Source organism: Allobosea sp. UNC402CLCol, assembly GCF_000745475.1.
In the GTDB taxonomy this organism is placed as follows: domain Bacteria; phylum Pseudomonadota; class Alphaproteobacteria; order Rhizobiales; family Beijerinckiaceae; genus Allobosea; species Allobosea spartocytisi.
Genome location: NZ_JQJJ01000014.1, coordinates 276,478 through 298,606, shown reverse-complemented (window position 1 = coordinate 298,606; position 22,129 = coordinate 276,478). Strand labels below are relative to the sequence as shown.

Sequence of the window (22,129 nt, the reverse complement as noted above, 5' to 3'; positions counted from 1 at the left end):
GCGCCATACGCATGTCATTTGCCGAACTCGGCCTGAGTGAAAAGGTTCTGACGGCTGTCACGGCCGCCGGCTATAGCACACCGACTCCGATCCAGGCCCAGGCCATTCCGCATGTGCTGGCCCGCAAGGACGTTCTGGGCATCGCCCAGACCGGCACGGGCAAGACGGCGGCCTTCACCCTGCCGATGCTGACGATCCTGGAGACGGGCCGCGCCCGCGCCCGGATGCCGCGCACGCTGATCCTGGAGCCGACGCGCGAGCTTGCCGCGCAGGTCGAGGAGAACTTCACCCGCTACGGCGTCAATCAGAAGCTTTCGGTCGCGCTGCTGATCGGCGGCGTCTCCTTCGGCGATCAGGACGCCAAGATCACCCGCGGCGTCGACGTGCTGATCGCGACGCCCGGCCGCCTGCTCGACCATGTCGAGCGCGGCAAGCTGCTGCTCACCGGCGTCGAGCTTCTCGTCATCGACGAGGCCGACCGCATGCTCGACATGGGCTTCATCCCGGACATCGAGCGCGTCTGCAAGCTCGTGCCCTTCACCCGGCAAACGCTGTTCTTCACGGCGACCATGCCTCCCGAGATCACCCGGATCTCCGAGCAGTTCCTGCATAATCCGGTCCGTGTCGAGGTCTCGCGCCCCGCGACCGCAGCCACCACCATCACGCAGCGGCTGATCGCCTCCAACCCGCAGGATTTCGAGAAGCGCGAGACGCTGCGCAAGCTCATCAAGGGCGCAACCGATCTGCAGAACGCCATCGTCTTCTGCAACCGCAAGCGCGATGTCGCGACGCTGCACAAATCGCTGTTGCGCCACGGCTTCCCCGCCGTCGCCCTGCACGGCGACATGGACCAGTACGCGCGCATGGCGGCGCTCGAATCCTTCCGCACCGGCGAGAACCCGATCCTTGTCGCGAGCGACGTGGCCGCGCGCGGCCTCGACATCCCGGCCGTCAGCCACGTCTTCAACTTCGACGTGCCGACCCACGCCGAGGACTATGTCCACCGCATCGGCCGCACCGGCCGCGCCGGTCGCGAAGGCGCCTCCTTCACCATCGTCACCCGCCATGACGACAAGCTCGTCGCCGCGATCGAGAAGCTGACCGGCCAGAGCATCGCCTATGAGGGAGCGGGTCTCGACGCGTTGCCGCCGGGAGCCCCCCGCGAGGAACGCCGCGGCAAGCGCGACGACAAGCGCCCGTCTTCCCGCGACCGCGGACGGGGCGAGCGCGACCGTGGACGCAACGAACGCCGTCCGCGCGGCCATAGCGAAACGGAAGCCGCCCCCGCCGTCGTCGAGGCTGTCGAAGAGCGGCGCGACGCCGCGCGGCGCCCGCGTCCGCAGGTGGAAGCCGAGCAGCCCATCCGCCCCGGAACCCCGGAGCGCAAGGAGCGCGACGGGCGGCGGCGCAATCGCGACGACGATGACGGCCCGCAGGTGAAAGGCCTCGGCGATCATGTGCCGGCCTTCCTGCTGCGGCCGGTTCGCATCGGTTGACGCAGCGGCATAAACCCGATTTTAACGGCCTTTACTTGATATCTCCGTCGTCGCGGTGCGAAAGTCTCGCGATGGACGGGCGCATGCCGCCGTATATGCGGACAGGATGTCCCGCTTCGATTGAATGATCGAAGTCGACGTGGCCGAAAGCCGCGACCCGCTTCGCACGGGAATGGCATGATATGGACGAAGCCCCGGTTTCCGCCCATCACGACCTGGCCGAGCGCGTCGTCGCCGCCATGCGGCAGCATGATTCACCGAGCTATCCGCGCGCCTTCGAGGTCTGGTATGCCCATCTGAGCGGCGAGATGCCCGCGGTCAGCCTGGCACTGAACGCCATCCTCGCCGGCAGCGACGGCAAGGTCACGGCCGCCGATATCGACAGCCTCTATGAGCGCTTCATCAATACCGAGCGCTTCTCGCGGCAGGCGGAGCGCACCAGCCTGCAGGTGCTGGGCGAGATCGACAGCATGATGGCGCTGATCGACAAGGCGCTCGGCTCCAGCGAGCTCTATCACGGTAGGCTGGCGGCGATGTCGGAAGATGTCCCACCGATGACTGACCGGCAGAAGCTGCGCGAATGGGTCGAGGCGCTGGTCATGTCGACCCGCGAGGAAGTGACGCGCAAGACCCAGCTCGAAGCGGAGCTGCGCAACAGCTCTAACGAGATCCGCAACCTGCGCGAGGCGCTGGAATCGACGCGCGCCGAAGCCCTGACGGATCCGTTGACCGGCCTCGCCAACCGCCGCCATTTCGAGGAGATGCTGCAGAAGTCGATCGACCAGGCCACGCTTCGGCGCGAGCCCTTCGCGCTAGTGATGGCCGATATCGACTTCTTCAAGCGCTTCAACGACGCCCATGGACACCTGACGGGCGATCAGGTGCTGCGCCTCGTCGCACGCACGATGAAGGACAAGTTCAAGGACAAGGCAGTCATCAGCCGCTTCGGCGGCGAGGAGTTCGCGATCATCCTGCCGGAGGCCGACCTGATCGCCGGAAAGTTCGGCGCCGAGACGGTGCGCCAGGCCCTGCTCACCCGCGAGCTGATCAAGCGCTCGACCAACGAGAACCTTGGCCGCATCACGATCTCGCTCGGCGTCGCCATGTATCGCCGCGGCGACACCGCCGGCTCCCTCGTCGACCGGGCTGATCAGGCGATGATGCGGGCCAAGCGCGACGGCCGCAACCGCACCGTCACCGAGGAAGCTGTGGAACTCGCGAGCCGCGTCGCCTGACGCCGCTCAGGACGCCGCGAACGCGCTCTCGCCACGCGGCTTGATCTCGACCGATTCGCCGCAACCGCAGGCCGAGACCTGGTTGGGGTTGTTGAAGACGAAGGTCGAGGAAAAGCGATCGGTCCTGAAGTCGAGCTCCGTGCCGAGCAGGAACAGCACCGCCTTGGCATCGACGATCACGGTCGCGTCCTTCTCGGAAACGACCTCGTCACCCTTATTGATCTCGCGGGCGATCTCGAAGGTGTACTCCATGCCGGCGCAGCCACCCTTCTTCACGCCGACCCTGAGGCCGAGTGCCGGCGCGGCATCGCCCGCGCTCTGCGCCATGATCTCGCGGATGCGGGCAGCGGCTGCATCGGTCAGAGAGATGACCTTCAGCCCGGGTATCGAAAACATTGTTGTCCCTCCTCGACCGGGTTCAAGGCCCGGTGAAGCAAGATGATGGACCTAACATAGGGATTGCACGCGCTTCCGTCGAGGTGCGGCGCGACACAGCTGGCGCGCCATGCGTTCATGCGCCGGCATCCTCGCGCGCGATGCATTGCGGTTCGCCCTCCGGCATGCACTCTGGAGCGCCTTCGATCCCAGCGTCAGGGAAGCCATGCCTCAACGCCTGCACCGCCCCGAAGCCCTCCGCTCCCTCGTCCGCGACATGGTCACCAGGGCCGGCTGGAGCGCTGAGGAGGCCGAGGAGACCGCCGACCACCTCGTCCTCGCCAATCTGAGCGGCCATGACAGCCACGGCGTCGGGATGATACCGCTGTATTTCCAGTCCCTTGCCGACGGAAACCTCAAACCCGAATCGAAGGGCGAGATCCGCCTCGACGCGGCGCCCTTCCTGATCGTCGACGGCAACATCGCCATCGGCCAACCCACCGCGCGCAACGCCGTCGACCGCGCCGTCGAGATGGCCAGGACCGGTGGCGTCGCCATCGTCAACCTGCTCGATTCGCACCATATCGGCCGCATCGGCCATTATGCCGAGGTTGCGGCGGCGGCCGGGCTGATCTCCTTCTTCTGGGTCAATGTCGCCGGCCGGCCGCCGATCGTCGCCCCCTTCGCTGCCAAGGAAGCACGCTTCGGCACGAACCCGCATGCGATCGGCATTCCCGTCCCCGGCGGCGATCCGCTGATCCTCGATTTCGCGACGAGCCGCATGGCGCATGGCAAGGCCCGCGTCGCGCTCAACAAGGGCGAGCAGGTGCCGCCCGGCTACATCATCGACGGCGAGGGCCGCCCAACGACCGACCCTTCCCATGTCTTCGCCAGCCCGGACCGGCCGCTCGGCGCGCTGCTGCCCTTCGGCGATCATAAGGGCGCCGGCCTTTCGCTGATCGCCGAATTGCTCTCGGCGGGGCTGATGGGTGCGGCGCGCATCGACCAGAAGCCGCAAAAGAGCTGGACCATCAATTCGCTCTTCGGCGTGCTGATCGACCCTGCCCGCCTCGAGCCCGATGCCGGGCTGCGCAAGAGCCGCATCGACAGCTACCTCGCCTTCGTGCGCGCCGCCAAGCCGCAGGACCCGGCCAACCCCGTCCTGGCGCCGGGAGACAAGGAGCGGAAGGTCCGGATCGAGCGCGCCGCCGCCGGCATCCCGCTCGACGACGAGACCTGGTCGCAGATCAAGGCCGCCGCCGCCCGCTACGGCATCGACGCCGACAGCTACTGAGCTTCCCATGCTGCAAGCGGCCTACAATGCCTTCTGCGCCGCCCTGCCGGCGACCAGCCATGTCGTGCAATGGGGCGGCGCGGATGTCTGGAAGGTCGGCGGCAAGGTCTTCGCCATCGCGCGGCCGCAGGAGGACGGTGAGATGGCGGTGAGCTTCAAATGCTCGCCGCTGGCTTTCGACATTCTGAGGGAGCAGCCGGGCCTGAGGCCCGCGCCCTACCTCGCCTCGCGCGGCATGAAATGGATCCAGTGGCTGTCGCCCGAGAGCATGCCGGACGACGCCTTGCAGGACTATCTGCGCGAAAGCCACCGCCTCGCCGCGGCAGGGCTGACGAAGCGGGTGCGCGCGGAGCTGGGCCTATAGGAGCGCTTCGCCCCGGAACATCTGCGCGCAGGAGCCGCCGACAGTGGCGCGGATGCCGTCCTCGCCGCGGCGCGCGGTCAGGTGCAGAAGGCTGGGCCGGCCCATCTCGACGCCCTGCGTCAGCGTGAAGCTCGCATCGTCCTGGCTACCGAGGGAGAGAAGCAGGGCGGCAACCGTGGCGCTGGCGCTTCCGGTCGCCGGATCCTCCCATGTGCCGCTGATCGGCGCGAACATCCGGGCGCGGATATCGCTGGCGCCGTCCCGCGCATAGAGGAACAGCGAGAAGCGGCCCTCCAGGCCTGGCGTGCTGTCCCGGACGGCCCGAAACCGGCTGAGGTCCGGCGTGGCGCGCGAAAGCGCCTCCAGCGTCACCTCCGCGAGAACGAAGAAAACGCCGACCGAGGCCCGTACCGGCCGGTGGTTCGTCACGACGATATCTGAAGGCGAAAGACCGGCGCAGCCGGCGATCGCGTCGGCCGGCAATTCGATGCTCTTCGTCAGGGCCTGCGGGGCAGCAATCGTCGCGCCGGTGACGGTGCCTGCGGCATCGCGCGCGACCTTCACCTCGACCAGCCCGGCAATTTCCTCGAAGCGCAGCACGCCGCCACGGTCGCGACCGTGGCGCGCGAGCACGAAGGCCGTTCCGACATTGGGGTGGCCGGCGAACGGCATTTCATGCGCGCGCGTGAAGATCCGGACTCTGGCATCGTGGGCCGGATCGTCCGGCGGCAGGACGAAGGTCGTCTCGCTATAGTTCATCTCGGCCGCAAGCGACTGCATCTGCGCATCCGAGAGCCCGCGCGCATCGGTGAAGACGGCGAGCTGGTTGCCGCCGAAGGGGCGGTCGGTGAAGACGTCGACGGTCTCGTAGGGAAAGCTGGGCATGGCAAGCTCCGGGAGCGGATGACGCGCCTATTCCTGCCAGCGGAGCGGGCTCAGCACCAATGAAGCGATGAGATGCGATCCATCAACGCGACCGGTGTCGCGCTCACCACATGTCGAGCGCGACGCGGGCCTCGTCGGACATGCGCGACTGGTCCCAGGGCGGATCGAAGGTCATGTTGACCGTGACACCCGCGATGCCGTTGACGGTGCTGACCGCATTCTCGACCCAGCCCGGCATCTCTCCCGCGACCGGGCAACCCGGCGCGGTCAGCGTCATATCGATGGTGACCTGCCGGTCATCGGCGATGTCGACACGGTAGATCAGGCCGAGCTCGTAGATGTCGGCCGGGATCTCGGGATCGTAGACCGTCTTCAGCGCCGCGACGATATCGTCCGTCAGCCGGTCGATCTCCTCAGGCGGAAGCGACGCGGCGGAGCCGACCTGCGGCTCGTTCGGCTTAAAGCCGTCTTCCTTCAGCGCGATGGGTTCGGACGTGGCCAAGGCTCGTATCCTCGATATCATGCGAACAGGTTTTCGGCCTTCCGCAGGGCTTCCACCAGCTTGTCGACCTCTTCCAGCGTGTTGTAGAGGCCGAAGGAGGCGCGGCAGGTCGATGTCACCCCATATCGTGCCAAAAGCGGCATCGCGCAATGGGTACCCGCGCGAACGGCCACGCCGGCGCGGTCGATCACCGTCGCGACGTCATGGGCATGGGCCCCCTTCATCTCGAAGGCGACGATCGCACCCTTCTCCCGTGCCTTGCCGAAGATGCGGATCGAATTCATCTCGCCGAGACGTTCCATCGCATAGGCGCCGAGCTTCGCCTCATGGGCGGCGATGTTCTCGCGGCCGAGCGCCATCATGTAGTCGAGCGCGACGCCCAGCCCCACAGCCTCGACGATCGCCGGCGTGCCGGCCTCGAAACGGTGCGGCGGGTCGTTATAGGTCACGGTGTCTTCCGTGACGGTCACGATCATCTCGCCGCCGCCTTCATAGGGCGGCAGCTTGTCGAGCCATTCCTTGCGGCCCCAGAGCACGCCGGAACCGGTCGGTCCATAGGTCTTGTGGCCGGTGAAAGCATAGAAGTCGCAGCCCAGCGCCTGCACGTCGACCGGCAGATGCACCGCGCCCTGGCTGCCGTCGACGACGAGCGGGATGCCATGCGCCCGGCAGATCTTCGCCACATCGGCGATCGGCACGATGGTGCCGGTCGCGTTCGACATATGCGTCAGCGCCACGACCTTGGTGCGCGGGGTGATCAGCTTCTCGAATTCCTCGATGAGGAAATTGCCGTCCTCGTCGATCGGTGCCCATTTCAGCACGGCGCCATGCCGCTCGCGCCAGTAATGCCAGGGCACGATGTTGGAGTGGTGCTCGAGGATCGAGACGATGATCTCGTCGCCCTCGCCGAGGTTCAGGTGGCGCCCGAGCGAGGACGCGACGGTGTTGAGCGCGCCGGTCGAGGAGCGCGTGAAGACGATCTCCTCGAGATGCTTGGCGTTGAGGAAGCGCCGCGCGCTTTCGCGCGCCGCCTCATAGGCTTCGGTCGAGGCATTGGCGAGGTAATGCAGCCCGCGATGGACGTTGGAATAATCCTCGCGCATCAGCTTCGACATCGTATCGATCACCACGTTCGGCTTCTGGGCCGAGGCCGCGTTGTCGAGATAGACGAGCGGCTTGCCATAGACCTCGCGCGACAGGATCGGGAAATCCCGCCGGATCGTCTCGACGTCATAGGGCTTCAGTACGGGCTGGCCGGTCACCGCGTTCATATGCTCACGCCTTTCCGGTACCGGGCTGCCGGTCGGCGACGAGCGCGCCGGCATGCCCCCAATCCTCCCGCTCGATCTCCTGGATCACGATATGGGTGTTCTGCGGGTTCTTGCCGAGCACCTTCACCAGGGTCTCGGTGAACTCCTTGACGATCTGCGCCTTCTGTTCGCGCGTCGCGCCCTTCGTGATCTGGAGATTGATGTAGGGCATCAGACGGTGCTCACCTCGGAGGCGGCCTCGCGGGCCTGGAGCCAGGACTCGACCTCGTGCATGACGAGCTCGCGCACATTCTCGTCGCCGATGAACTCGGCCGCCTCGCCGGCGAAGGCCTGCAGCACCAGCGCCTCCGCCTGGGGCCGCGGCAGGCCGCGCGCCATCAGGTAGAAGAGTTGGTCGCCGTCGATCTGCGCGACGGTCGCGCCATGGCCGCAGACCACGTCGTCGGCGAAGATCTCGAGCTCCGGCTTGTTGAACATCGTCGCGCCGTCATTCAGCAGCAGCGCGTTGCTCTTCATGCTGCCATCGGTCTTCTGCGCATGCGGGCGCACGACGACCTTGCCCTGGAAGACGCCGGTCGACTCGCCGCCGGCGATCGTCTTGAACAATTCGCGGCTGGTGCCGTGCGGCACCTCATGGTCGACGATCAGCGTGACGTCGGAATGCTCCGAGCCGCGCAGCAGATTGACGCCGCGCAGGCCGATTTCGCTGTGCTCGCCGGCGAAGCGGACGAAATGCTGCTGGCGCAGCGTGCCGGCCCTGGCGACGAAGGCGAAGGAGTCGAACTTGGCCTGGGCGCCGACGGTCGCGAGCAGGCTCTGCACCTGCACGCTCGCCGCGGCCTGCCGCGTCACGATGCGGACATGCTGGATCTCGCTCTCGTCGCCGGTCTCGAAGACGATGGCACCGTTGATCTGCTGGGCCGCCTCGCCGGCCGCCTCGCTGACCTCGACGATGGTCGCCCGGCTGCCCTGCGCCGCCAGCACGACCGAACGGTGGAACACCGCCCGCTCCTCATGGCCGGAAGCGAGGGAGACGATGACGATCGGCTGCTCCAGATTCCGGCCCTCGGCGATCTCGACGAAGACGCCGTCGCGCATCAGTGCGGTGTTGAGCATCAGCCCGGTATCGTCGGCGCCGACCGAGGGGCCGGACAGCACGCGGGACAGGCCCTCGCGCTGAGAGACCAGTGCCTCGGACAGCGACTGCACCGAAACGCCTTCCGGAATGTCGTCGAGCGTCGAGAGGTCGGGCGCGAAGACGCCGTCGACCAGGACGAGGCGCAGGCCGTCGAGCTTCAGCGCGGCCAGGCGAGCCTTGACCGCCTCGGTGACGGCGGCGCCGTCGGCGAGCGGACGGGCCTCGCGCAACAGCGCGCGCAGGTCGGTATAGCGCCAGGATTCGAGCCGGCGATGCGGCAGGCCCTTGGCCTCGAAGCCGGCGAAGGCGTCCTCGCGCAACTTGCGCACGGCCGGGCCGCCCGGCAGCTCGGCCTTGCTGTCAGCGAACTGCTGGATCAGCGTCTGCTCGGCCGCCGTCTTCAGCGGGGTGACGATGGCCATCAGGCGGCCTCCCCATAGGACGCGTAACCCGACTTCTCGAGCTCGAGCGCCAGCTCCTTGCCGCCGGTCTTCACGATCTTGCCCTTCGACATGACGTGGACGGTGTCCGGCACGATATGGTCGAGCAGGCGCTGATAGTGGGTGATGACGAGGAAGCCGCGATTCTTGTCGCGCAGCGCGTTGACGCCCTCGGCGACGATGCGCAGCGCGTCGATGTCGAGGCCGGAATCGGTCTCGTCGAGGATGCACATGGACGGCGAAAGCAGAGCCATCTGAAGGATTTCCATGCGCTTCTTCTCACCGCCGGAGAAGCCGACATTGAGCGGACGGCGCAGCATGTCCTTGGCGATGCCGAGCTTGTCGGCGGCGGCGTTGACCTGCTTGATGAAGTCCGGCGTCAGAAGCTCGTCCTGCCCGCGCGCCTTGCGCTGCGCGTTCATCGCGGCCTTCAGGAAGGTCATGGTGGCGACGCCGGGGATCTCCAGCGGGTACTGGAAGGCCAGGAAGATGCCGGCCGCAGCGCGCTGGTCGGCCTCCATCTCCAGCACGTTCTCGCCGTTGAGCAGGATCTCGCCGTCGAGGACCTCATAGTCCTCCTTGCCGGCGATGACATAGGACAGGGTCGACTTGCCGGAGCCGTTCGGCCCCATGATCGCGGCGACCTCGCCATCGTTCACGGTGAGGTTGAGGCCATTGAGGATCTGCTTGTCCTCGTCGGCGATCTTGACGACCAGATTGCGAATTTCGAGCATTGTTCAGAGTTCCATCTTGCAGGAGATGGTCGGGTCGGGCCCGACCATGACGCGCTTGGTCTCGGCGTCATGCCCGGGCTTGCCCCGGGCATCTCGGAAACGATCGGGCGTCAGCCCACGGAGCCTTCAAGGGAAATGGTGATCAGCTTCTGCGCCTCGACGGCGAATTCCATCGGGAGCTGCTGCAGCACCTCCTTGACGAAGCCGTTGACGATCAGCGCCACCGCCTCCTCCTCGGAGAGGCCGCGCTGCTGGCAGTAGAAGAGCTGGTCCTCGCCGATCTTCGAGGTCGTCGCCTCATGCTCGAAGATCGCGGTCGCGGTCTTGGCCTCGATATAGGGGATGGTGTGCGCACCGCACTGGTCGCCGATCAGCAGCGAGTCGCAGTTGGTGAAGTTGCGCGCGCCCGTCGCCTTGCGATGGGCCGAAACCATGCCGCGATAGGTCGAGTCGGACTTGCCGGCCGCGATGCCCTTGGCGATGATCTTCGAGGTCGTGTTCTTGCCGAGATGCAGCATCTTGGTGCCGCTATCGACCTGCTGCGCTCCGTTCGACACGGCGATCGAGTAGAACTCACCGCGCGAACCGTCGCCGCGCAGGATGCAGGACGGGTATTTCCAGGTGATCGCCGATCCCGTTTCGACCTGCGTCCACGAGATCTTCGAGTTCTTGCCGCGGCAATCGCCGCGCTTGGTCACGAAGTTGTAGATGCCGCCCTTGCCCTCAGCATCGCCCGGATACCAGTTCTGCACGGTCGAGTACTTGATCTCGGCATCGTCGAGCGCAATCAGCTCGACCACCGCCGCGTGGAGCTGGTTCTCGTCGCGCTTGGGAGCCGTGCAGCCTTCAAGATAGCTGACATAAGCGCCCTCGTCGGCGATGATCAGCGTGCGCTCGAACTGGCCGGTGTTCTGCTCGTTGATGCGGAAATAGGTCGACAGCTCCATCGGGCAGCGCACGCCCTTCGGCACATAGACGAAGGAGCCGTCGGTGAAGACCGCGCTGTTGAGCGTGGCGAAATAATTGTCCGTCACCGGCACCACGGTGGCGAGATACTTCTTCACCAGCTCGGGGTGTTCCTGGATCGCTTCCGAGATCGAGCAGAAGATCACGCCGGCCTGCGCCAGCTCCTTCTTGAAGGTCGTGACCACCGAAACGGAATCGAACACCGCATCGACCGCGACGCGGTTCTCCGGCGCGACGCCGGCGAGAATCTCCTGCTCGCGCAGCGGGATGCCGAGCTTCTTGTAGGTCTCCAGGATCGCCGGATCGACCTCGTCGAGGGACTTCGGCGAAGCGCCCTTCTTCGGCGCAGCATAGTAGTAGAGGTCCTGGTAGTCGATCGGCGGATAGTTGACGCGCGACCAGGTCGGCTCGGTCATGGTCTTCCAGCGACGGAAGGCGTCGAGCCGCCATTCGAGCATCCATTCGGGCTCGTTCTTGCGCGCAGAGATGTAGCGCACGGTGTCTTCGGTCAGGCCCTTGGCCGGCTTGTCGACCTCGAGCTCCGTGACGAAGCCGTATTTGTATTCGGTCACGTCGATCGACTTGACCTGATCGATGGTCTCCTGGACCGCTGCCATTTCTCAGTCTCCAGTGCGGGTTCAAGGCCCGCCGGTTCAATTTCTTCGTGTTGCGGAACGCGTCAGGCGGCAGCCCGGGCGCCCCGATCGGCTTGCGCAGCCACGAGCTTTTCGTAGGCCGCGAGGAAAAGATCGATGTCCGCCTCGCAGGTGGTCCATCCGAGCGAGGCCCGCAAGGCCCCTGCGCTCATGGCAGGGTCGATTTTCATCGCATCGAGCACATGCGAACGCTTGACCTTCCCCGAGGAGCAGGCCGAGCCGGAGGACAGCGCCGCGCCCATCAGGTCGAGCTTGATCAGAAGTGTCTCGGCCTTCAGGCCGGGCGTCGCGAAGGCGCTGGTATTGGGCAGGCGTTCCACCGGGCGGCCGAAGATCGCGGTCTCCGGCGCAAGCGCCAGCAAGCCGGCTTCGAGCCTGTCGCGCAACACGGCAAGCCGGGCCGCCTCCTCGCCCAGAGCCTTGCGCGCGATCTCAGCTGCAGCGCCGAAGCCAATGATTCCCGGCAAGTTTTCGGTTCCGGCCCGCCAGCCGCGCTCCTGACCACCGCCACGCATCGGCTTGTCCGCGAGTTCGAGCGCGCCGGTGCGGAAGACGATAGCGCCGATCCCCTTCGGCCCGCCGATCTTATGGGCCGACAGCGTCAGTGCATCGGCACCGAGCGCCACGATATCGATCGGTATCTTGCCGGCAGCCTGCACGGCATCGCTGTGCAAAAGCCCGCCATGACGGTGAACGATGACAGCGGCCTCGGCGACCGGCTGGATCACCCCGGTCTCGTTATTGGCGAGATGGATCGAGACCAGCGCCCGCGCGCCAGGCATCTCGGCGGCGAAGCGGGCAAGCCGCGCCTCCAGCCAGACGAGATCGACGAGCCCGTCGCGATCGACAGGGATTTCCTCGGCGGAACCGGCGGCGAAGCGATGTCCATCGCGCACGCAGGCATGTTCGCTCGCGCTGTGAAGCAGGAGCGAGGCCGGGACCCGCACACAATCGCGGCCGCCATCGCAATCCATCAGTCCGGGCGAGAGCACGGTGACATTCGCCTCGGTGCCGCCGCTGGTGAAGATGATATTCGCGGCCTTCGCACCGACGAGCGCGGCGACCTGCTCGCGCGCCTGTTCCATCGCGCCGCGGGCCGCGCGCCCTTCACCATGAACGGAGGACGGGTTGCCGGGCAGGGCCAACGCATGCGCGACCGCCTCCACCGCCTCCGGCCGCACCGGGGTCGTGGCATTGTGGTCGAGATAGGCGCGCCTTGCCGCCATCACCGTCCTGCCTGCTCCATCTTCGTCATCGCGGGCCGCGATCTCACGGGCTCGACACGAAATGCTTGAAATCGCACCTGTGCGCCGTGCTATAGCCGCCCGTCCGAACCGGCCAGAACGAGGTCGAACCGGTTTCCGAGAGCGGCATACCGTTTTGTTCTTCGTTCGTTCACGGCTGTTAGAACCATTCTAAGCGCTCTTTATCTAGGGCGCACGAGGTGGTGCCGTCAAGGGCGGCGGGCTTCAGGAGCGGCATTCGGCCGCCCCAGGCTCCGCCCCTGCCGGCATCGTCAACAAAAGGCGGTAAGACGATGCCAGAGGTGATTTTCAACGGTCCGGCAGGCCGGATCGAGGGGCGCTACCAGCCCGCCAAGAAGCGGGGCGCGCCGCTGGCGATCATCCTGCATCCGCACCCGCAATTCGGCGGGACGATGAACAACCAGATCGTCTACAACCTGTTCTACACCTTCGTGAACCGGGGGTTCTCGGCGCTGCGCTTCAATTTCCGTGGCGTCGGCCGCAGCCAGGGCCATTTCGACCACGGCGCCGGCGAGCTCTCGGATGCGGCTGCCGCGCTCGACTGGATGCAGGCGCTCAACCCCGAGGCCAAGAACTGCTGGATCGCGGGCGTTTCCTTCGGCGCCTGGATCGGCATGCAATTGCTGATGCGCCGCCCCGAGATCGAGGGCTTCCTCTCGATCGCGGCGATGGCGAACCGCTACGATTTCTCCTTCCTGGCGCCCTGCCCGTCTTCCGGCCTGTTCGTCCATGGCTCGGAGGATCGCGTCGCCCCGGTCAAGGAGGTGATGGCGGTGATCGAGAAGGTGAAGACCCAGAAGGGCATCCAGATCGAGCATGCCGTGGTCGAAGGCGCGAACCACTTCTTCGACGGTCGCGTCGAGCAGCTCATGGAGCAGGTCGGCGTCTATCTCGACGGCAAGGTCGGGCCGGAGATCATCAAGTCGGAGCAGGAACAGGCCTGATCCGGACGATCAGGCAGCTGGGGCGGTCGCGCTCCGGCTTCCCTCGAGTACGGGCAGCTTCATGGAAGCTGCCCGGGCCTCCGCCAGAATCCAGTCGCGGAACAACCTGATCTTGCGCTCGCGCTGGCGCTCCGGCGGATAGACGATCCAGTAGGAGCGTTCCCCCCGCACTGCGTGTTCAATGGCGAAGACCAGCCGCCCGGCCGCGATGTCATAGGCGAAGAGTTCCGGCGCCGCCATCGCGACGCCATGCCCGCGCAGCGCCGCCTGGATGTTCATCGCCTGCATCGATAACGCCATCGTGGCCCGTCCGCCGGGCTTCGGCGCCACGATACCGACATCGGCGAACCAGTTTGCCCACCAATCATCCGTCGGGCTGAGCAGCGGGGCCCGCAGCAGGTCCTGCGGCTCGCGCAATTGCAGCCGCTCGCGCAGTTCCGGCGTGCAGAGCGGTGCGTAGTGGCAGGCGAAGAGCTTCTCCGCGACCAGCCCGGGCCATTCGCCCATCCCGAAGCGCAAGGCCAGGTCGACCGACTCCGTCGCGAAGTTGACGAGATGCTCCGAGGTCCCGACCCGCACCTCGAATTGCGGGTTCTCGATCTGGAACTGGGCGAGGCGCGGTGAAAGCCAGGTGATCGCCATCGTCTGCAACGCCGAGATCGTCAGGACCGTCTGGTTCTCTTCGCAGAGATCGCGAAACACCGTGCCGATATCGGCGAGCGCCTTCGCCACCGGCCCGGCGAGGCGTTGCCCGATCGCCGTCAGCACGACCTGGCGGGGCTGGCGCACGAACAGCGCGGCGCCCACTCGGTCCTCCAGCAAGCGGATCTGGTAGCTCACCGCCGCCTGCGTCATGCCGAGCTCCTCGGCCGCGCGGGTGAAGTTCTGGTGGCGCGCCGCAGCCTCGAAAACGCGGACCGCGGCGAGCGGAGGAAGCTTTGGTGGCGGCGGATGCGCGGGCATGCCGAACCATAAGCCCTCTTTATGGCAGGTGACAATCTTCCGCTTTGTCGTCCCGCGCCATCCGGCTCAGATTCACCTCACACCGCCAGGCGCATCGCCTGCCGCCTCCGAGGATCGGATCATGACCTGCCTACCGCAAACGGCGCCGCTCGCCCCCCGGGCCGGCGCCTCCTTCCTGCTCGGCCTGCTGGCGTCCTGGCAGCGTCATGCGGCTGCCGCCCGCACGCAGCGCCGCCTCGCCATGCTGGACGACCGCGCGCTTTGCGACCTCGGGCTCTCGCGCGATGTCGTGGACCCGCCGCATCCCAGCGACGCTGCCGGATTATGGCTCAACCGCATTCCCGGATGAAGGCCGCCGGCGCCTTCGCCGCAAAAGCGGTTTCCACTTTGGCGGAACATGCTCTAGACGACGGCGGACCCACAAACGCCAGATCGCAAGCCGCCATGACCACCTACAAATCCGATTTCCTGCGCGTGCTCGACGAGCGCGGCCTCATCCACCAGGTCTCCGACCCGGCCGGCCTCGATGCTCTGTGCCGGCAGGGAACCCAGACGGCCTATGTCGGCTATGACGCGACCGCGACCTCGATCCATATCGGGAACCTGATCTCGCTGACGATGCTCTACTGGTTCCAGGAGACCGGCCATCGCCCGATCACGCTGATGGGCGGCGGCACCTCCATGGTGGGCGACCCCTCCTTCCGCGACGACCAGCGCAAGCTGCTGACCGTCGAGGAGATCGCCACCAATATCGAGAGCATCAAGCGCGTCTTCGGCCGCATCCTGCGCTATGGCGACGGCCCGACCGACGCGATGATGGCCAACAACGCCGATTGGCTGCTGAAGCTGAACTATGTCGAATTCCTGCGCGATGTCGGCCGGCATTTCTCGGTCAACCGCATGCTGTCCTTCGATTCGGTGAAGCTTAGGCTGGACCGCGAGCAGTCGCTGTCCTTCCTCGAATTCAACTACATGATCATGCAGGGCTACGACTTCGTCGAGCTCAACCGCCGCTATGGCTGCCGCCTGCAGATGGGCGGGTCCGATCAGTGGGGCAACATCATCAACGGCGTCGATCTTTCGCACCGGATGGGCGGCCCGCAGCTCTACTGCGTGACGACGCCGCTGCTGACGACCTCGTCCGGCGCCAAGATGGGCAAGACCGCCAACGGCGCGGTCTGGCTCAATGCCGACGTCTTCAGCCCCTATGATTTCTGGCAGTATTTCCGCAACACCGAGGACGCGGATGTCGGCCGCTTCCTCAAGGTGTTCACGCGGCTGCCGATGGACGAGATCGCCCGGCTCGCTGCGCTCGGCGGGGCCGAGCTGAACGAGGCGAAGAAGATCCTCGCGACCGAGATCACGGCAATCGTCCACGGCCGCGAGGCCGCCGAAGCCGCTGCCGAGACGGCGCGCAAGACCTTCGAGGAAGGCGCCCTCGCGACCGACCTGCCGAGCGTCACGATCCCCCGCGGTGAGATCGAGCCGGGCCTTGGCGTGCTCAGCGCCTTCGTCAAAGCGGGGCTCGTGCCCTCGACCGGTGAGGCGCGTCGGCAGGTCAAGGCCGGAGGCTTGCGCGTCAACGATGTCGTCGTCACGGACGAGCGCGCCACGCTCGGCCTCGCCGATCTGACCTCGGATGGGGCGGTCAAGCTCTCCTTCGGCAAGAAGAAGCACGTCCTGCTGCGGCCGGAATAGGCACAGGCCCGATCCGGCAAAAACAGCTTCGGCAAGAACAGCAACCTCATCGGTCGCGCCGTCATTCTCGGGCTAAGCGAAGCGCAGTCCGGGAATGTCTCGCCGTGAGAGGCGCCGTTCCTCCACGAGACGCTCGGGGCAGGCCCGAGCGTGACGGCATATCTCGCCCCGGCAAGTCCCGCTTCGTCAGTATCGCTCAGGGCCGTGGCGGCGCCTGCCCCGGCTGGACCGGCCGCTGCTCGGGTGCCCCGCCGAGTGGATCGACGAAGCGGCGCAGGATACCCGGTGCAAGGGCGGAGAGCGGGTTGATCGTCATGTTCGGCGCGCTGGCCGGGCCGGAAATGCGGAAATTCACCGCGAAGAGCCCGCCATACTGGCTGCCGCCGCCGAGCAGCGCCCCCACCACCGGCACCTGCGCGAAGGCGTTGTTGAAGGCATAGCCCGGCACGAAGGTGCCGCCGATGTCGACGCGGTCGCGGCCATAATCGACATGGCCCTGAAGGGTGAAGCCGACCTGCTGGCCCCAGATCACCATGTCCGAGACGTCGAGCCGGCTGGCGGAGCGGGTGAACTCGGCGCGCAGCTTGGTGAAGGCGACTTCGCTGACGTCGATGCGGACGTCCGGTGGGTCGCCTCCGGTACGCTCGCCCGTGAAGGCGCTGCTCGACGAGGTGCCGACGACGCGTCGCAGCGCCGGCTCGTTGCGCACGAGGAAGTTGCGGAACAGCAGGTCGCCGCTCTGGTTCTCGCCTGTCCCCATGGTCAGGATGAGGTCGCCGCCATAGGCCTTGTTGTAGAGATCGAGGAAGCGCAGCAGCGAGCCGCCATTCTCCGTCTGCACGACGAGCTTGCCGCCCTCGCTCTGGCGCTGCCTGACAGTCACGTCGGCCTTGCCGATGCGCCCCTGGAAATTGACCATGCGCAGATCGCCGCCGCGTTTGGAGAATTTCAGCGTGCCGTTGGTGATCGCCTCGTTGTTGAAGCCGGTCAGGATCGGCACGTCGAGATCGACGTCGTAGTCGCCGCCCTTCTGCTGCGCCGAGCGATCGCCACGCGGCGCCTGGGCCGGGCTCTGAACGTCCTTGATGAAGGGCCGCAGATCGGCCACCGCGCCGCGAACAATGACTTTGGTGACGCCGCCGTCCCGCTTGATGTCGAGCTTGAGGTTGTCACCCGGCGAGAGACGGAACTGCGTCAGGCTCGCGCTCTCCAGCCCGTTCTGCTTGTTGAGCTCGACGCGCCCCCTGATCTGCGCACTGCCTGCATCGAACGAGAAATCGTCGAGATCGGGCCCGTCGGTATCGAGGATGTAGTTGAAGCTGACCTTGCCCGGCCGTCCGGCCGGCTTGCTCAGGCCCGGTATCGTTCCGTCGAGCGCGACCTTGGTCAGGTCGATCTCGACCCGCGGTGGCGTGTTCAGCTGGCCCTTGCTGAAGCTTTTCACCACCTTGACCGGCAGCGCGCCGGAAATACCGGAATCCGGTCCGATGCCTCGTCTTTGCCGTGCCGCCGCATCGAGGGAGAGCAGCAGTGTCGCATCGCCCTGCCCCTTCGCATTCTGCTTGATCTCGATTTGCGTCTTGTCGCCGCCGACCTTCGCGTCGCCACGCAGCGCCAGGCCGTTGCGATCGAAATTCATCGTGAAGGAGCCGGCGTCGAGTTTCTCGGTTCCCAGCATCGTGTCGGATGCGACATTGGACAGGATGCCGTTGCCGCTGATCGACACCTCCTCCGTCTTCAGGTCGTTCGCCAGCGGCAGGGTGAGCGCGACCTTGAGGTCGCTCGCTCCCTTGATCGCAGCGGGGTCGATCTGGCCCGGGGTGAAGTCCTTCAGCGCCGGAAAGCCCAGCAGAGCGGTCAGCGAATCCATCGAGCCGGCAATCCGAAACGCGATATTCGCCGGAGCGCGATGTATCCAGTAGTCCGGCATCGCGAAGCTGGCGTCGCTCAGCCGCATGCTGCGGCCATTGCCGAGATCGGCCATCGCCTGGCCGATCGCAAGTTGCACCGTGCGCCCCGTGACCTTGCCCGCAACCACCGCATCCGTAAGGGGCGGCAGGCCGGGGTCGGGCAGATATCGCACCTGATCGGCGTCGATGACGACGAGCAAGGCGCCGTCGGGCATGCCGCCGCCATGGATGAGTTTGGCGTGATCCTCCGCCGGCAGGTCGAGATCGACGGTCAACGACTTCATGTGTCCGGCCGCGAGTTGCCGCTCCAGCGTGTTGTGCACGTCCGGGGAGGTGAACTTCGGCCAGATCGCCAGAAGTGCCCGCGGATCGGAATCCATCGCCTTGACATGGAAGCGCTGCAGCGGGGAACTGCCGACGCGCTGGACGAAGGCGGTCATGTCGACCTTGGCCTTGGGACCGCGGATGCTGAGCTCATCCACTCCGACCGCACCATTGGCGGGATCGATTTTGAGATTGGCCTTCAGGCCGTCCATCTGCACCGCCGGGTCGCCATCGAGCCCGGCGAGCTGTCCCTTGGCGTCGAGTTCGAGACGCCAGCCGCCACTATCCTCGCGCAGCGAACCGGAGGAGACGAAATGCGTCGCGCCGGCATCGATCTCGGCCCGCACGATGTTGAGCTGGGTCAGATCGGGGCCGCTGGCCACCTCCAAATGGGCCGAAGCGAGCTTGACGGTCGGCATCGGGCTCTCCGGGAAGCGGATCGAACCGGATTGGACGTCGATCTTGGCCGTGATCGACTGCTTGCCGTCGGGCGTCTGCCGCAGCGTCGCCTTGCCCTGAAGGGGGAGGCCCTCCAGCTCCATCCCGCCCGTCCCGAAGGCCAGCGCGACGGCCTCGGCCGGCTCGAAGCGCTGGATATCGATATCGGCGCGCTGGGTTCCGTCGGCTTCGGTGGTGAGATCGACCGCCATCTCCTTCCAGCGTTGCCCCGTGCGGCCCTTCATCGTCAGGCGCGTGCCGCGCTCGCCGATCCGCGACAGCCGAATCTCGACATCCTCGAAGCCGGCCTTCTGGCGCCCCTCGGGATCGACCAGCGAAAGGCGGGCGCCGTTGATGCCTGCGGTCTCCAGTGCGCCGAGCAGCCCGTCGCCGCGCGCCAGCGTCGAGATCGCGCTCATGATGCCGGTGAAGGCATTCCACTGCGCGGCATCAGGAACCGTCGCGGGTGGCGGTGTCTCTGCGGGAGCCGAATCGGCGTTCACGACGAGCGCGCCGTTTTTGTCGACGCCGAGCCGGACGTTGACGCCGCGCAAATCGATCGAGACCAGGCGGATATCGCCCTTGAGCAGCGCCATCGGCTCATAGCCGAGGATCGCCTCCGGCGCCCGGATGACGGCGCCGCTCGAGTGACGGAACGAGACTTGCCTGACCCTGAGCTGAGAATGCCCGTCGATGCGGCCGAGCTCGGCCGAGGCGGCCTCCACCTTCCAGTCAGGGCCCAGCCGCTCCTCGATCGCGGACGAGATTCGCCCTTCGAGACCGGAGAGCGGAATGATCCCGGTGACGAGCAGCGTCACGGCCGCGCCGGCCAGCACCACGGCAGCGACCACGATCGCGACACAGATCGTGATCAAGCCGGCCCTGGCGCGCTTCTTCACGACCTCCGCATCGCAGGCCGCGCCCTGCGGCGCCGGCTCGCCATGCCCGGCAAGCGCAACCTTTGCTTCCTGCTCCGCCAAAATGCGCGTGGTCCTCTCGGGCGTCGGTGCCGCTTCCGACAAGGTGCAGCAAAAGCGCCCCTTGCCGCAATCTCGGGAGACGGCATGGATGTCGATGTGACCTGACGATGCGATTCGGCAACCCGTAACCGGCGGCTGCCTCGTCTTTCGCCAGATCGCGCCGCTCCCCGGCCAGTGAGGGACGGGTTTCGTCGGGCACACGAACCCGATCGAAGAACCGATCCTACTCAAATCTAGCGGCTGCGGCGGTCCATGCCCCCCGAAGGCGACAAAAGGAAGGCGGAAACGATGGTTTTGCAGGAAGGTGATGCGGCACCGGATTTCCGTCTGCCGCGCGATGGCGGTGGCGAGGTCACGCTGGCCGGCTTTCGGGGGCGCAAACTGGTGCTCTACGCCTACCCCAAGGACGACACGACCGGCTGCACGCGAGAGGCGATCGACTTCAACCGGCTCCGTCCTGATTTCGCCGCCTGCGGCACCGAGATCGTCGGCGTCTCGCCTGACCCGGCTACGCGGCACGATCGCTTCAAGCAGAAATACGAGCTCGACCTGACGCTCTTGGCCGATGAGGGCCAGGCTCTCGCCAACGCCTATGGCATCTGGGTCGAGAAGAGCATGTATGGCCGAAAGTTCATGGGCATCGAGCGGGCCACGTTCCTGATCGACGCCGACGGACGGATCGCGCGGATCTGGCGCAAGGTGAAGGTCGCCGGCCATGCCGAGGCGGTTCTGGCCGCGGCGCGAGCCCTGTAGAGCCTCGACATCGGCGCGGTCTTTGCGAAAGATTAACCCTAACAATCCCTAATGACGGTATCGGCAGCGTTTCCCCCGGTACCGCGTATGCATGCACAGCCTCACACAGCCCCGTCCCTCCCGGTCAGCGGGCTCGTCGTCCACAAGACCTACACCATCCGCCGTTCGACGATGCTCATGGGTTTGGGCTGGCTCGCGCTGATGACGGCGTGCAGCGGCACCGCCGGCTGGTACATCCTCAGCAAGGACGACCTCGCCGCCCGCATGATCGCCCGCGAGACGACGCGGCAATACGCCTATGAGGACCGCATCGCCGCCCTGCGTGCGGATGTCGACCGTTATGCCAGCCGCGCCTTGCTCGACCAGGACGGTGTCGAGTCCCGCGTCGACGAGCTGGCAACCCGCCAGGCCGAGCTCGAATCGCGGCAGTCGCTCGTGACGGCGATGACCGATGCATTGCAATCCAACGGCGTCCTGCCGGCCAACAGGCTTCCCCTGCGCCCACGCGTGGCCAAGCCCGAGGAAGCGATTCGGGCCTCGGGCGTGACGAGCTTCGCGCCGATCATGCCGAGCAAGCCGACCCCTGCCCCCGAGACGCCAGCGCTGCGCGGCGCCGAGGCCAACGCCCAGAATGGCTGGCAGTCGGGCGAGGTCGCCCCGCCCGAGCCCCCCGCCAAGCGGGTCGAGGCGAGCCTGGAGAAGCTCGACAAGGCCATGGCCCGAACCTCCGACGCGCAGCTCGACGCCCTCAAGGAGATGGACCAGAAGGTCGCGGAGGCGCAGAAGAAGCTGCGCAGCGCGCTCGCGGAAACCGGGCTCGACACCGACCGCATGGCTGCCCCGGCCATCGTCGATGGCGGCGTCGGCGGCCCGCTGGTACCGGTGAAGCTCGATCCCTCAGCCGGCCCCTTCGAGGCGACCCTGACCGCGCTGCAGCCGCGTCTGACCTCTCTCATTCGCCTGCGCGGCCTCGCCGAGCAGATGCCGCTCGGCCGGCCGATGACAGGCGATCACGACTTCACCTCGAATTTCGGCTACCGCACCGATCCCTTCACGCGCGGGCTGGCAATGCATACCGGCGTCGATTTCCGCGCCGCGCCGGGCTCCCCGATCCTCGCCACCGCGCCCGGAAAAGTCGTGGCGGCCGAATATAACGGCGGCTACGGCAACATGGTCGAGGTCGAGCACGCCAACGGGCTGAGCACGCGCTATGCCCATATGTCGGCGATCTCCGTCTCGGTCGGCCAGATGGTGAAGGCCGGCACGGTGGTCGGCAAGGTCGGCACGACCGGCCGCTCGACCGGCCCGCATCTGCATTACGAAACCCGCATCAACGAGGAGCCGGTCGATCCGACCCGCTTCCTCAATGCCGGCAGCAAGCTGGCGAACATTCTCTGATGCGCAGAGCCCCTTTGTCATTCCCGGGCATTGCGCAGCAATGAGTCCGGAGCCCATGAACACGGCGCAGCAAAAAGGGCGGCATGATTGCCGCCCTTTT

General features: G+C 66.5%; 20 protein-coding genes. 9 read left to right on the top strand and 11 right to left on the bottom strand.

The window, feature by feature from the left end; translation table 11 throughout:
* The first annotated feature begins 11 nt into the window (after positions 1-11).
* Together GY40_RS19910 and GY40_RS19905 are read left to right on the top strand one after the other, a co-directional pair.
* Positions 12-1,496, top strand: a complete 1,485-nt coding sequence (locus GY40_RS19910; protein WP_038365770.1) for a DEAD/DEAH box helicase — start codon at positions 12-14, stop codon at positions 1,494-1,496.
* A gap of 182 nt (positions 1,497-1,678) precedes the next feature.
* Positions 1,679-2,731: a GGDEF domain-containing protein gene (locus GY40_RS19905; RefSeq protein ID WP_038365768.1), complete on the top strand. Its 1,053-nt coding sequence runs from the start codon at positions 1,679-1,681 to the stop codon at positions 2,729-2,731.
* Positions 2,732-2,737: 6 nt separating this feature from the next.
* Here GY40_RS19905 and GY40_RS19900 read toward each other — a convergent pair whose 3' ends face one another.
* Positions 2,738-3,127 carry a HesB/IscA family protein gene (locus GY40_RS19900; RefSeq protein WP_038365766.1) on the bottom strand — a complete coding sequence of 130 codons (390 nt, stop codon included), beginning with the start codon at positions 3,125-3,127 and terminating at the stop codon, positions 2,738-2,740.
* 205 nt (positions 3,128-3,332) lie between these two features.
* Here GY40_RS19900 and GY40_RS19895 point away from each other — a divergent pair, with 205 nt between their 5' ends.
* Entirely contained in the window at positions 3,333-4,400 is a 1,068-nt protein-coding gene (locus tag GY40_RS19895; RefSeq protein ID WP_038366054.1) for a malate/lactate/ureidoglycolate dehydrogenase, read from the top strand.
* A gap of 7 nt (positions 4,401-4,407) precedes the next feature.
* Positions 4,408-4,764 (top strand): MmcQ/YjbR family DNA-binding protein, encoded by a 357-nt coding sequence (locus GY40_RS19890; RefSeq protein WP_038365764.1) that lies wholly within the window; start codon positions 4,408-4,410, stop codon positions 4,762-4,764.
* Here GY40_RS19890 and GY40_RS19885 read toward each other — a convergent pair.
* The 8 genes from GY40_RS19885 to GY40_RS19850 all read right to left on the bottom strand — a co-directional run bounded on the left by GY40_RS19885 (position 4,759) and on the right by GY40_RS19850 (position 12,582).
* Positions 4,759-5,649 (bottom strand): PhzF family phenazine biosynthesis protein, encoded by an 891-nt coding sequence (locus tag GY40_RS19885; protein ID WP_038365762.1) that lies wholly within the window; start codon positions 5,647-5,649, stop codon positions 4,759-4,761. The genes GY40_RS19890 and GY40_RS19885 overlap by 6 nt on opposite strands.
* 103 nt (positions 5,650-5,752) lie before the next feature.
* Positions 5,753-6,133 (bottom strand): SUF system Fe-S cluster assembly protein, encoded by a 381-nt coding sequence (locus tag GY40_RS19880; RefSeq protein ID WP_051988335.1) that lies wholly within the window; start codon positions 6,131-6,133, stop codon positions 5,753-5,755.
* Positions 6,134-6,168: 35 nt separating this feature from the next.
* Positions 6,169-7,422 carry a cysteine desulfurase gene (locus tag GY40_RS19875; RefSeq protein WP_038365760.1) on the bottom strand — a complete coding sequence of 418 codons (1,254 nt, stop codon included), beginning with the start codon at positions 7,420-7,422 and terminating at the stop codon, positions 6,169-6,171.
* A gap of 4 nt (positions 7,423-7,426) precedes the next feature.
* Positions 7,427-7,633 (bottom strand): tautomerase family protein, encoded by a 207-nt coding sequence (locus GY40_RS19870; protein WP_038365758.1) that lies wholly within the window; start codon positions 7,631-7,633, stop codon positions 7,427-7,429.
* Positions 7,633-8,982: a Fe-S cluster assembly protein SufD gene (gene sufD / locus GY40_RS19865; protein WP_038365757.1), complete on the bottom strand. Its 1,350-nt coding sequence runs from the start codon at positions 8,980-8,982 to the stop codon at positions 7,633-7,635. The genes GY40_RS19870 and sufD overlap by 1 nt, the downstream gene beginning before the upstream one ends.
* Positions 8,982-9,734 (bottom strand): Fe-S cluster assembly ATPase SufC, encoded by a 753-nt coding sequence (gene sufC / locus GY40_RS19860; protein ID WP_038365755.1) that lies wholly within the window; start codon positions 9,732-9,734, stop codon positions 8,982-8,984. The genes sufD and sufC overlap by 1 nt, the downstream gene beginning before the upstream one ends.
* A gap of 110 nt (positions 9,735-9,844) precedes the next feature.
* Positions 9,845-11,317, bottom strand: coding sequence for a Fe-S cluster assembly protein SufB (sufB, locus tag GY40_RS19855; RefSeq protein ID WP_038365754.1), 1,473 nt, complete (start codon positions 11,315-11,317; stop codon positions 9,845-9,847).
* A 62-nt stretch (positions 11,318-11,379) separates the two neighbouring features.
* A complete protein-coding gene (locus GY40_RS19850; RefSeq protein WP_156116008.1) occupies positions 11,380-12,582 on the bottom strand; it encodes a cysteine desulfurase family protein in 1,203 nt (400 codons plus the stop codon).
* Positions 12,583-12,893: 311 nt separating this feature from the next.
* On the opposite strand from GY40_RS19850, the gene GY40_RS19845 reads away from it, so the two are divergent.
* Positions 12,894-13,565, top strand: coding sequence for an alpha/beta hydrolase (locus tag GY40_RS19845; protein ID WP_038365751.1), 672 nt, complete (start codon positions 12,894-12,896; stop codon positions 13,563-13,565).
* 9 nt (positions 13,566-13,574) lie between these two features.
* Here the strand turns inward: GY40_RS19845 and gcvA are convergent, their stop codons facing one another.
* Positions 13,575-14,528: a transcriptional regulator GcvA gene (gcvA, locus tag GY40_RS19840; protein WP_051988315.1), complete on the bottom strand. Its 954-nt coding sequence runs from the start codon at positions 14,526-14,528 to the stop codon at positions 13,575-13,577.
* Positions 14,529-14,649: 121 nt separating this feature from the next.
* Between gcvA and GY40_RS19835 the strand changes: the two genes are divergently transcribed.
* Together GY40_RS19835 and tyrS are read left to right on the top strand one after the other, a co-directional pair.
* Positions 14,650-14,877: a DUF1127 domain-containing protein gene (locus tag GY40_RS19835; RefSeq protein WP_038365749.1), complete on the top strand. Its 228-nt coding sequence runs from the start codon at positions 14,650-14,652 to the stop codon at positions 14,875-14,877.
* Positions 14,878-14,972: 95 nt separating this feature from the next.
* On the top strand, positions 14,973-16,226 hold the full coding sequence (tyrS, locus tag GY40_RS19830; RefSeq protein ID WP_038365748.1) for a tyrosine--tRNA ligase: 1,254 nt from the start codon (positions 14,973-14,975) through the stop codon (positions 16,224-16,226).
* A 196-nt stretch (positions 16,227-16,422) separates the two neighbouring features.
* On the opposite strand, the gene GY40_RS19825 is transcribed toward tyrS, so the two are convergent.
* A complete protein-coding gene (locus GY40_RS19825; RefSeq protein ID WP_038365746.1) occupies positions 16,423-19,878 on the bottom strand; it encodes a YhdP family protein in 3,456 nt (1,151 codons plus the stop codon).
* Positions 19,879-20,166: 288 nt separating this feature from the next.
* Here GY40_RS19825 and GY40_RS19820 point away from each other — a divergent pair, with 288 nt between their 5' ends.
* Both GY40_RS19820 and GY40_RS19815 read left to right on the top strand, forming a co-directional pair.
* Entirely contained in the window at positions 20,167-20,631 is a 465-nt protein-coding gene (locus GY40_RS19820) for a peroxiredoxin (protein WP_038365745.1), read from the top strand.
* 87 nt (positions 20,632-20,718) lie between these two features.
* Entirely contained in the window at positions 20,719-22,029 is a 1,311-nt protein-coding gene (locus tag GY40_RS19815) for a M23 family metallopeptidase (protein ID WP_142021002.1), read from the top strand.
* Positions 22,030-22,129 lie beyond the last annotated feature (100 nt).

Bases quoted from the DNA above. Each gene is read 5' to 3' on its own strand.
- GY40_RS19910 (WP_038365770.1), top strand. From the start codon at position 12: ATGTCATTTGCCGAACTCGGCCTGAGTGAAAAGGTTCTGACGGCTGTC.
- GY40_RS19905 (WP_038365768.1), top strand. From the start codon at position 1,679: ATGGACGAAGCCCCGGTTTCCGCCCATCACGACCTGGCCGAGCGCGTC.
- GY40_RS19900 (WP_038365766.1), bottom strand. From the start codon at position 3,127: ATGTTTTCGATACCCGGGCTGAAGGTCATCTCTCTGACCGATGCAGCC.
- GY40_RS19895 (WP_038366054.1), top strand. From the start codon at position 3,333: ATGCCTCAACGCCTGCACCGCCCCGAAGCCCTCCGCTCCCTCGTCCGC.
- GY40_RS19890 (WP_038365764.1), top strand. From the start codon at position 4,408: ATGCTGCAAGCGGCCTACAATGCCTTCTGCGCCGCCCTGCCGGCGACC.
- GY40_RS19885 (WP_038365762.1), bottom strand. From the start codon at position 5,649: ATGCCCAGCTTTCCCTACGAGACCGTCGACGTCTTCACCGACCGCCCC.
- GY40_RS19875 (WP_038365760.1), bottom strand. From the start codon at position 7,422: ATGAACGCGGTGACCGGCCAGCCCGTACTGAAGCCCTATGACGTCGAG.
- GY40_RS19870 (WP_038365758.1), bottom strand. From the start codon at position 7,633: ATGCCCTACATCAATCTCCAGATCACGAAGGGCGCGACGCGCGAACAG.
- sufD (WP_038365757.1), bottom strand. From the start codon at position 8,982: ATGGCCATCGTCACCCCGCTGAAGACGGCGGCCGAGCAGACGCTGATC.
- sufC (WP_038365755.1), bottom strand. From the start codon at position 9,734: ATGCTCGAAATTCGCAATCTGGTCGTCAAGATCGCCGACGAGGACAAG.
- sufB (WP_038365754.1), bottom strand. From the start codon at position 11,317: ATGGCAGCGGTCCAGGAGACCATCGATCAGGTCAAGTCGATCGACGTG.
- GY40_RS19850 (WP_156116008.1), bottom strand. From the start codon at position 12,582: ATGGCGGCAAGGCGCGCCTATCTCGACCACAATGCCACGACCCCGGTG.
- GY40_RS19845 (WP_038365751.1), top strand. From the start codon at position 12,894: ATGCCAGAGGTGATTTTCAACGGTCCGGCAGGCCGGATCGAGGGGCGC.
- gcvA (WP_051988315.1), bottom strand. From the start codon at position 14,528: ATGCCCGCGCATCCGCCGCCACCAAAGCTTCCTCCGCTCGCCGCGGTC.
- GY40_RS19835 (WP_038365749.1), top strand. From the start codon at position 14,650: ATGACCTGCCTACCGCAAACGGCGCCGCTCGCCCCCCGGGCCGGCGCC.
- tyrS (WP_038365748.1), top strand. From the start codon at position 14,973: ATGACCACCTACAAATCCGATTTCCTGCGCGTGCTCGACGAGCGCGGC.
- GY40_RS19820 (WP_038365745.1), top strand. From the start codon at position 20,167: ATGGTTTTGCAGGAAGGTGATGCGGCACCGGATTTCCGTCTGCCGCGC.
- GY40_RS19815 (WP_142021002.1), top strand. From the start codon at position 20,719: ATGCATGCACAGCCTCACACAGCCCCGTCCCTCCCGGTCAGCGGGCTC.